General features: G+C 35.7%; 13 protein-coding genes and 1 other annotated feature. All 13 genes read right to left on the reverse strand.

Features of this window, described 5'->3' with window-relative positions; genetic code table 11:
- Nucleotide 1: 1 nt before the first annotated feature.
- Nucleotides 2–2206, reverse strand: coding sequence for a RelA/SpoT family protein (locus tag EUBIFOR_RS01800; RefSeq protein ID WP_003864184.1), 2205 nt, complete (start codon nucleotides 2204–2206; stop codon nucleotides 2–4).
- Nucleotides 2207–2239: 33 nt separating this feature from the next.
- The gene (locus tag EUBIFOR_RS01805) at nucleotides 2240–2761 is read right to left on the reverse strand and encodes an adenine phosphoribosyltransferase (RefSeq protein ID WP_040466058.1); all 522 of its coding nucleotides are present in this window, start codon (nucleotides 2759–2761) and stop codon (nucleotides 2240–2242) included.
- 31 nt (nucleotides 2762–2792) lie between these two features.
- Nucleotides 2793–4337, reverse strand: coding sequence for a single-stranded-DNA-specific exonuclease RecJ (locus tag EUBIFOR_RS01810; RefSeq protein ID WP_208853787.1), 1545 nt, complete (start codon nucleotides 4335–4337; stop codon nucleotides 2793–2795).
- Nucleotides 4338–4386: 49 nt separating this feature from the next.
- Nucleotides 4387–5397 carry a Holliday junction branch migration DNA helicase RuvB gene (ruvB, locus tag EUBIFOR_RS01815; RefSeq protein WP_003864187.1) on the reverse strand — a complete coding sequence of 337 codons (1011 nt, stop codon included), beginning with the start codon at nucleotides 5395–5397 and terminating at the stop codon, nucleotides 4387–4389.
- Nucleotides 5398–5402: 5 nt separating this feature from the next.
- Nucleotides 5403–5981 carry a Holliday junction branch migration protein RuvA gene (gene ruvA, locus EUBIFOR_RS01820; protein ID WP_003864188.1) on the reverse strand — a complete coding sequence of 193 codons (579 nt, stop codon included), beginning with the start codon at nucleotides 5979–5981 and terminating at the stop codon, nucleotides 5403–5405.
- 1 nt (nucleotide 5982) lies between these two features.
- Nucleotides 5983–6732: an exodeoxyribonuclease III gene (locus EUBIFOR_RS01825; RefSeq protein ID WP_003864189.1), complete on the reverse strand. Its 750-nt coding sequence runs from the start codon at nucleotides 6730–6732 to the stop codon at nucleotides 5983–5985.
- 60 nt (nucleotides 6733–6792) lie between these two features.
- Nucleotides 6793–8073, reverse strand: a complete 1281-nt coding sequence (gene obgE, locus EUBIFOR_RS01830) for a GTPase ObgE (protein WP_040466059.1) — start codon at nucleotides 8071–8073, stop codon at nucleotides 6793–6795.
- Nucleotides 8074–8137: 64 nt separating this feature from the next.
- Nucleotides 8138–8422 (reverse strand): 50S ribosomal protein L27, encoded by a 285-nt coding sequence (gene rpmA, locus EUBIFOR_RS01835; protein ID WP_003864191.1) that lies wholly within the window; start codon nucleotides 8420–8422, stop codon nucleotides 8138–8140.
- 3 nt (nucleotides 8423–8425) lie between these two features.
- Nucleotides 8426–8740, reverse strand: coding sequence for a ribosomal-processing cysteine protease Prp (locus tag EUBIFOR_RS01840; RefSeq protein ID WP_003864192.1), 315 nt, complete (start codon nucleotides 8738–8740; stop codon nucleotides 8426–8428).
- Between the two features lie 2 nt (nucleotides 8741–8742).
- Entirely contained in the window at nucleotides 8743–9045 is a 303-nt protein-coding gene (gene rplU / locus EUBIFOR_RS01845; protein ID WP_003864193.1) for a 50S ribosomal protein L21, read from the reverse strand.
- Between the two features lie 29 nt (nucleotides 9046–9074).
- Nucleotides 9075–9146 (reverse strand) — a sequence feature (ribosomal protein L21 leader region).
- 162 nt (nucleotides 9147–9308) lie between these two features.
- Nucleotides 9309–9839, reverse strand: coding sequence for a GNAT family N-acetyltransferase (locus EUBIFOR_RS01850; protein ID WP_167528768.1), 531 nt, complete (start codon nucleotides 9837–9839; stop codon nucleotides 9309–9311).
- A 128-nt stretch (nucleotides 9840–9967) separates the two neighbouring features.
- Nucleotides 9968–10732 (reverse strand): PTS system mannose/fructose/sorbose family transporter subunit IID, encoded by a 765-nt coding sequence (locus tag EUBIFOR_RS01855; protein ID WP_040466060.1) that lies wholly within the window; start codon nucleotides 10730–10732, stop codon nucleotides 9968–9970.
- Nucleotides 10733–10741: 9 nt separating this feature from the next.
- On the reverse strand, nucleotides 10742–11514 hold a 773-nt coding region (locus EUBIFOR_RS01860), incomplete at its 5' end, for a PTS sugar transporter subunit IIC (protein WP_003864196.1).

An 11514-nucleotide genomic window follows, 5' to 3' on the forward strand; every position in this document is an offset into this window, starting at 1 on the left:
CCTATTGAATTGTACGAATGACTTCATTGACACTTCGTACTTTTTTTAAGTTTGAAATTAAGTTTTGTAGATGCGCTGCATTCTTCACTGAAACCGTCAACTTAGTAGTTGCCTCTAAATTACCATCATCCACCGCAGAATCTACATGTTTTAAATAGACATTGCATTGTTGTAAAGTCGTCACAATATCACTCAACAAGTAATTTCGATCATCACTATGAATAATCAAATTCACTTCATATTGTTTTTCATCTAGACCCTCTTCCCATTGTACAGGAATTAAGCGCTTTTTTTCATTGACAATATTTGGACAATCCGCTCTATGCACCTTGACTCCTTGCCCTTTTGAAATATATCCAATAATCGAATCTCCAGGAATCGGTCTACAACAATTTGCCAAAGATACCGCAATCGTATCAACTCCAGGCACAATAACACCACAACTTGAATGTTTTGTAACGTGTGCAGGCTGCTTGTTGTAAATTTTCATAATTTCTTGATCTTCAAGCATATTCGAGCGGTTTTTAACCAAACGATCCACAATCGACTGCAACGAAACACGCTTCATGGCAATACCTACATATAGATCATCCACACTCTTAAAGGATAAGGATGTTAAAATGGATTCTAATCGTTTTTGATCCATTGATTTCGGATCTAATTTTAAACGTTTAAACTCATCTTCAAGCATCGACTGTCCTAGTTTGATACTCTCCTTACGTGACTGCTGTTCTTGTTTTTGAAGGAAAGCACGAATCTTATTACGTGCATGCCCACTCTTAACAATTTTGATCCAATCCGCACTTGGACCTACCGAATTGTTGTTTGTTAAGATATCAACAACATCTCCCGTTTTTAAAGGCGTATTTAAAGGAACAATAGCCCCGTTGACTTTAGCGCCTACTGTTTTATTTCCAACCTCCGTATGGATTCTATACGCAAAATCGATTGGACAAGAACCCGAAGGCAAGGCAATTACTTTACCTCTTGGTGTTAAACAATATACATTCGCTTCAAAAATATCTTTTTGAAGTACATTCATATATTCAAGTGGATCTTCACTTTCTTCATCGGTCATCATCGAAAAATCTCTAAACCAAGAAAGTTTATCCTCAATCTCTTTTTGTTCATACTCTGGAGTATAATTACGATTTTCTTTATACTTCCAATGCGCTGCAACACCACGCTCGGCAATCGCGTCCATTTCTTCTGTACGAATTTGAATTTCAAAAATATTACCATGCTCAGGCTCTACGATTGTTGTATGCAAAGACTGATACATATTTGCTTTTGGCATCGCAATATAATCTTTAAAGCGACCTGGAATCGGTCTATATTTAGCATGGATATAACCTAGTATTTCATAACAATGCACAACGGAATCCGTAACGATTCGAATGGCCAATAAATCCAAAATTTCTTCAAAACGCTTATTTTTAGTCACCATCTTTTTATAGATGCTATAAAAATGTTTTGATCGACCAAAAATACGATATTGAATATTATACTCCTGCATAATCGATTCAATATCTGAAATCATTTCATGAACTTGTTCGTTACGATCACTTTCACGTTGTTTTACTAAATCTTTGATTTCTTCATATTTTTTATAATCTAAATACTTAAAAGAAAGATCTTCCAACTCGTTTTTGATTTCACTAATACCCAAACGATGCGCAATAGGTGCATAAACACTTAATGTTTCACGGGCAATTTTCTTTTGTTTTTCCGGACGCATATACTGCAAAGTTCGCATATTATGCAAACGGTCTGCTAGCTTAATTAAAATAACACGAATATCTTTGGCCATCGCAATAAATAATTTACGATGATTACTCGCTAAATATTCTTCTTCATCTTTAAATTTAATAGCACCAATCTTCGTAACCGCATCAACTAAAGTTGCGATTTCCTGACCAAATAATTCCGTAATTGTATCTGTCGTTACGCCTTGGCAATCTTCTACAGTATCATGCAAAAGACCTGCCGCAATCGTTTTTGGACCACAATGCATCAACGCTAACGTATTTGCTACTTGAATAACGTGAATCACATAAGGTTCTCCGCTTTTACGAAATTGTCCCTTGTGATGTTCATAGGCAAAATCATATGCCTTTTGAATCAACTCAATATTCTCTGGGCGTTTTATATATGTTTGGACATTTTCCATACACTCTTCAAAAGTTACTTGCTTTTTCTGACTCATAATCACTGCGCCCCCTTTCCTAAACTAAACTTTTTATTCTCCTTCAAAATGTGTTAATGCGCACACTGGGATATCTTTAAATTTTTCTCTACCTTTTAAATCATCCAATTCAATCACAAAAGCCACACCGGTAACACTAGCCTGCATGCGTTCAACCATTTTAATAATCGCTTCTACCGTACCGCCTGTAGCTAACAAATCATCGATAATAACTACTTTTTGTCCTGGTAAAATGGCATCCGCATGAACACAAAGTTCATCTTGCCCATACTCTAGATCATATGTTTCACTTACGGTTTCTCTTGGAAGCTTTCCAGGCTTTCTAACAGGTACAAAACCAACATTATTTTCTAAAGCCACTGGCACGCCAAATAAAAAGCCACGTGCTTCAGGACCAATCACAACATCTGCACCAACACTTTTCACAAAGTCATTTAATTGATCCACGCAATAACGCATTGCACTCGCATTCTGCAAAATGGGTGTCACATCTCTAAAAATAATTCCTTCTTTTGGAAACCCCGGAATACTTTCAATATAATCTTTTAAATCCATACTAAACCTCTTTCTAATTGATTCCATTTTACTACTCATACACAATCTCATCAATCACAAAATTCACCTGCTTACGGCCCTGATATTGATTGATTTGAGCCGTACCTATAAAAGAATGAATCGCATTCACACTTTTTTTATACTCTACTTCACTTTGATTAAAACGCATACACTGTAAGCCAGATTCTAATGTATATTTACGATGTTTATGATTTTGAAAATCATACAACGACTTAATTTGAGGATGAATAATTTCAAAACTAGGAAAAACAAAGCCTGGGCCAAAAGGTCTAAGTACATCTAAGGATTGAATGGTTTCTAAACTCAATTCATCATCCGTTATAATTAATGTTTCCTTCTTTTTCACACTATACGTATATTCCTTGATACGCGCATGAACGAAATCTTCAAACAAATCAAACTCATTTAGATTCAATGAAAAGCCTGCTGCATTTTCATGTCCACCAAATACGACAAAATGTTTGTATGGACCAAGAAATTCCATGCAGTTAAAGCCTTCAGGACTACGCATACTCGCCTTATATCCCTGTTCATTTTTAGCTAGAACAATACAAGGCTTATTAAATCTTGAACAAAGTGCACCCGCCACTAAACCTATGATTCCTTCATGAAAACTTGTATCTTCAATGATATAGATATCCTCATTCGATTTACACTTTAATAAGGCTGTTTTTTGCATCTGATCCGACATTTGTTTACGAATCGTATTCATTTGTGTAATTTGTGAACCCAAAGTATAAATTGTTTCATCATCATGTGCTAAAAAATATCGGACCACATTGTTGACATTGGCAAGATTACTCAATCTTCCAATCGCATTTAATTTAGGAACCACCTGAAAACCAATACTTGTTTCATTTAAGTCACGATCTGTAGCTAAAGAAAAAATATGTTTTTCATGTGTTTCATTGATTGATCTTAATGCATTCTGAATCAAAGCTCGCGTTTGCCCTTTGACAACCATCATATCCGAAATACTCGCAAGACCTGCAAGCTGCAAAAGATAATCATCCTCTACACCAAGTTTTCGCATACATTCATAGGCTATTCCAGCTCCACATAAGGTTTCAAAGCATGGCTCCATTAAATCTGGATGTACAACAATATCACAATTCACTTCTTCATCCATTGTATGATGATCCGTAACAATTACATCCATACCCAATTCTTTAGAAAGTGCTAAAGCCGGCTTACTTTTAATGCCATTATCCACCGTAAGAATCAAAGAATATCCTTTCTTATGTGCCAACATCACTGTTGCTTCACTAAGCCCATACCCCTCTTTAATACGGTCCGGAATATAAAAGCCACATTCAAGACCTAATTTTCTTAAGCCTGACACCATGATTGTTGTTGCACTGATACCATCACAATCATAGTCTCCTGCTACAATTACTTTTTCACGATTTGAAACAGCCTTTAATATTCGTTCTTTAAAGCTTTCCATACATTTCGATTCAGAAACTGGATTTAAAAGCTGTTTACTTGTCCAATACGCCCATTTCGATGAATCTGGTTCTAAAAATTCTAATACTTTTTTTGTTAATTCTGTCATTTGTTCCATGCAAATTATTATACCATATAATAAAAATGTTCACAGACTATTAATCTGTGAACAATTCTTTTTGATATGGTATTTGAAGATGTTCATACGCTTTGGGCGTTACTATTCTTCCTCTAGGCGTACGATTGATAAAACCAATCTGTAATAAATATGGCTCATATACATCTTCTAAAGTCATTGGCTCTTCTCCAATACTTGAAGCAATCGCTTCAAGTCCTACAGGCCCGCCTTTAAATCTTTCAATGATTCCTTTTAAATATTTATGGTCAACCGCATCTAAACCTAAATGGTCTACGCGAAGCCTGTCTAAAGCTGTCTTTGCGATTTCACTTGAAATCACGCCCTCATTATAGACTTGGGCAAAATCACGTACACGTCTGAACAAACGGTTTGCGATTCGTGGTGTACCACGTGATCTTAAAGCAATCTCCGCAACAGCATTTTTATCAATTTCTGTATTCATCACACAACTTGTACGATAAACGATTTTTTCTAAATCTTGTAAATTATAGTACTCTAGCTGTGAAATAATTCCAAAGCGATCACGTAGAGGCGCGCTTAAATCTCCTGCACGAGTTGTGGCTCCCACAAGCGTAAAAGGTGGTAAATTAATACGAATATTGTGTACGGTTGCCGAATCTTTACCCACCACAATATCTAGACAATAATCTTCCATAGCCGGATACAATACTTCTTCTACTTGTTTTGGCAAACGATGGATCTCATCAATAAATAAGACATCTCCCGGTTCAAGTGTTGTAAGTATAGCTGCAAGATCTCCACTTTTTTCAATGGAAGGACCACTAGCCGTCTTTAAATTTCCATGCATTTCATTGGCAAGAATATAGGCCAATGTTGTTTTTCCAAGGCCAGGAGGGCCATAGAATAGAACATGATCTAAAGCTTCATTTCGAGATCTTGCCGCATGAATAAACACATTTAGATTTTCTTTTAATTCGGATTGCCCAATATATTCATTTAAACTTTGCGGACGCAACGTCTTTTCAAAGTTATCACACTCTTGTAAATTTCCATCTACTTCTCTAGGCATCTATCTTATACTCCATTTCTTTTTGCGAGTAGAATCAATGCTTGTCGTAACATCTCATCTTCTCCTAATTCTGTATTTTCGAATTCCTTTTTAATTTTTGTTAATTGATTGGTCTTATACCCAAGTGATAAAAGAGCATCCTGAACTTGAGTCCATACTGGATTTGACACAGGACTATCACTCGTTTCTAAAGATACAAACTTACCTTTTAGATCCAAAACGATTTGTCCTGCCGTTTTAGCACCAATACCAGGTAATGACTTCAATCTTTTAATATCATCATTTTCAATTGCTTCAATCATTTCTTTTCCAGAACATACCGATAACATGGTCTGGGCTGTTTTTGGACCAATTCCTTTTACGTTGATCAAGCGCATAAAGACTTCATAATCTTCTTCTTTGATAAAGCCAAACAATAAGATCGCATCTTCACGAACGTGTTGATATGTATAAAGAAATAATTCTTCATTCATTTTTTGACTTAACGCATTAGCCAAATATACTTCATAGCCAACACCATGTACATCAAGTACTACACGATCATTTCGAATAATCTTTACAATTCCATTCACAAACGCAATCATTTTACACCTCAATATCAAGTTGGACTGGACAATGATCTGAACCATATATATCCGTTAAGATCTTCGCATCCACAATTTTATCTTTTAATTCCGGCGATACTAGCCAATAATCGATTCGCCATCCTGCATTCTTTTCACGCGCCTTAAAACGATAGCTCCACCACGAATATTCCACTTTTTCTGGATATAAACTACGATATGTATCCACAAAATAAGCTAATAGATTTTCTTTAAAACTATTTCTTTCTTCATCTGTAAATCCAGCATTTTTATGGTTTGTCTTTGGATTTTTAATATCAATCTCTTCATTGGCCACATTAAAATCGCCACAAGCCATAACTGGTTTATCTAATGATTTTAGATAGGCACTAAACGCTTTATCCCATTCCATACGATAGTCTAATCTTTTTAGTCCATCCCCTGAATTTGGTGTATAAACAGTCACAACATAATATTCAGGATACTCAAGAGTTATAACTCTTCCTTCTGTATCATGTTCTTCCATATTCATCCCATAACGAATGGATAATGGTTCTTCTTTGCAGAAAATCATTGTTCCACTATACCCTTTCTTTTGAGCACTATTTATATATTGATAAGGATATAATTCACAATCCACTTCAATTTGATCGGGTTGTGCCTTAGTTTCTTGAATACAAAAAATGTCTGCATCCAACGCATAAAGAATTTCCACAAAATCCTTCTTTAAAACCGCACGAATCCCATTTACATTCCACGAAATACATTTCATAAAAAAACACCTCAGAAGCATTATACCACACGAAAAGAAAAGGCTACACAATGTGTAACCTTAGTTTTCAATAAATTCAAATTCAAAGCCTAATAAACGTACTGTATCTCCATCTTGACATCCTGCTTCTCTTAAAGCTGTATCAATTCCAAGATAGCGCATTTTGTTGGCAAATAGATAGAAGTCTTCTTCCGTATTCAATTTATTGATGTCGAATACTCTTTCAAGTCTAGGACCTGAAACATTCCATACACCATCATCTTCTTTTTCAATAAGGATGTCTTTCTTCTTCTCTTCAAATGTATACATAACACCTGTTTCACCCGTATCTTCCGTAATTGGGAATGCAGGTGTTGTCGCAAGAAGATCTGCCGCTTTTCTAAGTACTGCATCTAAACCTTCATGGATAATTGTTGTTGTTTCATAGACTGGAATATCTGGATACTTTTCTTTAAAACGACGAACATTTTCTTGGGCATTTTCCATATCCATCTTGTTGGCAACAACAATTTGAGGTCTTTCCAATAAACGAATCTGGTAAGATTTCAATTCATTATTAATAACTTCATAATCTTTTAATGGATCTCTGCCATCCTCTGCACCCATATCAATCACATGGATAATAACACGACATCTTTCAATATGGCGCAAGAATTGATGACCTAAACCTTTACCATCACTTGCTCCTTCAATAAGTCCTGGTAAATCGGCTAAGACAAAGCTTCTTCCATCACCAGTTTGAACAACCCCAACATTTGGTGTAATCGTCGTAAATGGATAGTCTCCAATTTCAGGACGCGCTTTACTAACAGCATCTAGGAATGTGGATTTTCCTACACTAGGAAATCCTACCAATCCTACATCGGCAAGTACTCTTAATTCTACAATACAATCAAATTCTTCACCCAAAACACCTTGCTCTGCGTATTTAGGTGCTGTGTTGTGACTTGATCTAAAGTGCCAGTTTCCACGACCTCCACGACCTCCATGAGCAACAACTTGGCGTTGGTGTGGTTTTGTCAAATCGGCAAGTACTTGATTATTATCACTTCTTTTTACAATGGTTCCTAATGGAACTTTAACAACTTTATGTTCCCCATTGGCTCCGTGCATTTTTTTATTTTTACCTTTTTCACCTGGAGTTGCGATAATTTTACGATGATAACGCAAATCTAATAGAGTTGTCATACCTGGATCTGCTTCAAAAATGACATCTCCTCCGTTACCTCCATCGCCTCCAAAAGGTCCACCATAGGCAACATATTTTTCGTGGCGAAAACTTACTAAACCATCTCCGCCTTTACCTGCTTTAATATGAACTTTGACTTGATCTACAAACATATATACCCTCCTTTCCATTTCATTAAAAAAGATCCCAGCAACGGGATCTTAAATTTCACACTTGTTAAGCTTGTGGATAAACAGAAACTTTCTTTTTATCTTTACCAAGACGTTCGTATTTAACAACACCGTTAACTAATGCGAACAATGTATCATCAGCACCACGTCCTACGTTAGTTCCTGGATGAATTTTTGTTCCACGTTGACGATAAATAATGCTTCCAGCGTGACAAGATTGTCCATCAGCTAATTTAGCTCCTAAACGTTTTGAGTGAGAATCACGACCGTTCTTTGTAGAACCAACTCCCTTTTTAGAAGCGAATAACTGTAAGTCTAATTTTAATAACATTTTTTACACCTCCTGTACTTGAATATTTTTAGGATAACTTTCTTCAATACTTTGAAACTGAACTAATAGCGTATTTAGTATGATTTGTAGTTCAGCACATTCTGTATTGTTTATTTTCAATTCAACATCCCCTGCATCTACATCATAAGAAATGAAACTTAAATAGCCAAGCTGTGCGATTGCGTTGATACCACCAATAATAATGGTACTGGCTGCAGAACAGACGATATCTTTTCCATACTGATCATATTCAGCATGTCCATGCATAGAGATCAATGAAATACCATTATCATCTCTAGCAATTTTAATTTTAATCATAATTAAGCTTCGATAGCTTCAATTTTTACACGAGTGTAAGGTTGACGGTGTCCTTGTTTACGACGTGTTGAAGATTTTTTAGCTTTGTATTTCACGATTGTGATTTTCTTTCCTTTGCCTTGTTTTTCAACAACACCTGTTACCTTTGCACCTTCTACGAATGGTTTACCAAATTTTCCATCAGCGTATAATACTTTGTCAAATGTAACAGTGTCTCCTTCGTTAGCTTCTAATTTTTCAACGAAGATAACAGCATCCTTTTCAACACGGATCTGTTTTCCACCAGTTTCGATAATTGCGTACATGTGTGCACCTCCTATTCATTCTATTTCACATTTAGCTTGATACTCGCCATCAAGGTGTGAATTAACAACTTAAAACCTTTTCTGGGCGGTTGCAAGTCCATACACGGAGTTTGCAACATTGATATTTTAAAGGATGAAACGCAATACGTCAAGATAAAATTCTATTTTTTAGCTCTATGTTTTATACCGATAAACTGGAATTTATCTTACTTTGCTTCTTACCAACATATATTACCAAATGTGCTTAGGAACTCGCTAATTCTTTAGAGCTCCATTTCACACTCATAGCACTTAAATTTCTTTCCGCGGTATTCCTCATAATCTGAGTTTCCGTTTAGATGCATGCCACACTTTTCCATCACTTTTCTACTGCCTATATTTTCTTCAAAAAAGTCCGCCACGACCTTTTTAAAGCCCATCTCACGTAATTCGTTTATTACTGCATTCACTGCTTCCGTTGCAAATCCTCGCCCTTGAAAAGCTGGGTCAATGACATATCCCAATTCAATAGCTTCATCATCATAACCACAATCATTGACAAACCCAATCATACAACCGTCCAGATAAATGCCATATTCTAGATGGATTGTATCATTAATCTGACTGAATTCGATCAATTTGTCAGCTAACGCATAAAACTGTACTTCTTCACAATAATCAGGCACCATAAACGTTGCCGTAATCTTTGGATTTTGCATCATTTCTTTGAGACGCTCTCTATCTTCTTTACGATATGGCCCTAACGTCAATCTATCTGTAATGATATGTTCTTTTTTTAATATTTGTCTGCTCACCACTCTGTTTCCCCTTCTTGCTGATATACAATATTGATAATTACGCTTTTTATTGTGACTAATTCTAATTTATCTTTTTCTTCTCAAATAATATTATTGTACGAGGTATACAAATCATATTTTTAGACTTAAATCACTAAGATTCCTGCCATCTCTAAAATGACACAAAGAATAAATAAAATGACAATTAATAATACGGGTGAAAAGCCTTTTTTTAGTATCTTTGTACAACAAAAAAATAAACATAAAGAAAGAACTCCTGGCAATACCATATCTAAATCCGATTGAATCTTTACTACATCGATTTGTACAAATCTCTGAACTAAAATTCCAACCACAAACATCCCTAACATACTTGCAGCGAGTGTAACATTCTTTAAGGATGTATCCGATAAGTCCGTAATCAACTTAGTACCTTTCTTATAACCAAGCTCTTGTGTAATCCATAAAAATCCAAAGCGAAGTACGTTCCATGCCACAAAGAAGAAAATAGGTCCTAGAACATTTTGTGATAACGCAAGCGATGCACCAACAGCTGCAAGAATTGGACGCATTGTAAACCAGAATACAGGATCTCCTACGCCTGCTAAAGGCCCCATTAAGCCAATTTTTACATCTTGAATAGATGTATCTGAAATATCAGCACCTTTTGCCTTTTCTTCTTCCATAGCCAAAACGATACCAACAATTGGTGCAGAAACATATGGATGTGTATTATAGAATTTTAAATGACGATCTACAGCCTTATCAAAATCTTCTTTGTTTGGATATAATTCTTTCAATGCTGGAAGTAAACCATAGCACCATCCACCATTTTGCATACGCTCAAAGTTCCATGAACCTTGTAAATATTGATGGTTTAAACAAACCTTTAATCTTGTACTTTTCTTCATATAAACCACCTACTCATAATCATTTAAGATGTCCCCTAACGGATCATCACTTGTCTTATTCGATTTTTCTTTCGCATTCAACAACATATATAACCAAACTAAGCCACCACCAATAAAGCATAAAGATATTAAAGACAAGCTTGTCATACATGCAAGTCCAAATCCAATCATAAAGAATGGATATGTAAATTTAGAGCCTAATACATTCGCTACAATCGCAAAGCCAACCACACAAACTACACCCGAACCAATCAATAGTCCCTTATAAATTGAAGCAGGAATCATTTCCAAGATTGAACAAATCATGGATGATGGAATCAATAATAAAACGATTGTGGGAATCAAAACACGAATTCCCTGCATACAAATACCAATCCATTGATAATAAGAAACTTTCTTTGTCTCATCCATCTTATGTACAAGTTGGATTGCTAAATTACGACATACCTTTGTCAAAGATAAACCCACTAAAGATAATGGTATCGCTAAGGCAATACTAAATGCGATTACGAATCTAGCTTCAATTGTACTTTCAAGGCCATGAATCATAAGAATAGATGATATCACGCTTGCCAAACATACATCCGGAGCAACAGCAGCACCAATATTGGCCCACCCTAAGGCAATCAATTGTAAAGATCCACCTAATAATAATCCTTCTGTTAAATGGTTTGTCACTAAACCAATTAAAGTACAGACAACAATGGGTTGATGAAATTCAAACTCATCCAAGATGCCTTCAATGCCTGCGACAAATGCCACAAGTAAAACTAAAATAGTCT

The sequence above is a fragment of the Holdemanella biformis DSM 3989 genome (assembly GCF_000156655.1).
GTDB classification, from domain to species: Bacteria; Bacillota_I; Bacilli_A; order Erysipelotrichales; family Erysipelotrichaceae; genus Holdemanella; species Holdemanella biformis.

What these genes read in the sequence shown, in the direction of transcription:
- EUBIFOR_RS01800 (WP_003864184.1), bottom strand. Translation starts at nt 2,206, where the DNA reads ATGAGTCAGAAAAAGCAAGTAACTTTTGAAGAGTGTATGGAAAATGTC.
- EUBIFOR_RS01805 (WP_040466058.1), bottom strand. Translation starts at nt 2,761, where the DNA reads ATGGATTTAAAAGATTATATTGAAAGTATTCCGGGGTTTCCAAAAGAA.
- EUBIFOR_RS01810 (WP_208853787.1), bottom strand. Translation starts at nt 4,337, where the DNA reads ATGACAGAATTAACAAAAAAAGTATTAGAATTTTTAGAACCAGATTCA.
- ruvB (WP_003864187.1), bottom strand. Translation starts at nt 5,397, where the DNA reads ATGCCTAGAGAAGTAGATGGAAATTTACAAGAGTGTGATAACTTTGAA.
- ruvA (WP_003864188.1), bottom strand. Translation starts at nt 5,981, where the DNA reads ATGATTGCGTTTGTGAATGGAATTGTAAAGATTATTCGAAATGATCGT.
- EUBIFOR_RS01825 (WP_003864189.1), bottom strand. Translation starts at nt 6,732, where the DNA reads ATGAAATGTATTTCGTGGAATGTAAATGGGATTCGTGCGGTTTTAAAG.
- obgE (WP_040466059.1), bottom strand. Translation starts at nt 8,073, where the DNA reads ATGTTTGTAGATCAAGTCAAAGTTCATATTAAAGCAGGTAAAGGCGGA.
- rpmA (WP_003864191.1), bottom strand. Translation starts at nt 8,422, where the DNA reads ATGTTATTAAAATTAGACTTACAGTTATTCGCTTCTAAAAAGGGAGTT.
- EUBIFOR_RS01840 (WP_003864192.1), bottom strand. Translation starts at nt 8,740, where the DNA reads ATGATTAAAATTAAAATTGCTAGAGATGATAATGGTATTTCATTGATC.
- rplU (WP_003864193.1), bottom strand. Translation starts at nt 9,045, where the DNA reads ATGTACGCAATTATCGAAACTGGTGGAAAACAGATCCGTGTTGAAAAG.
- EUBIFOR_RS01855 (WP_040466060.1), bottom strand. Translation starts at nt 10,732, where the DNA reads ATGAAGAAAAGTACAAGATTAAAGGTTTGTTTAAACCATCAATATTTA.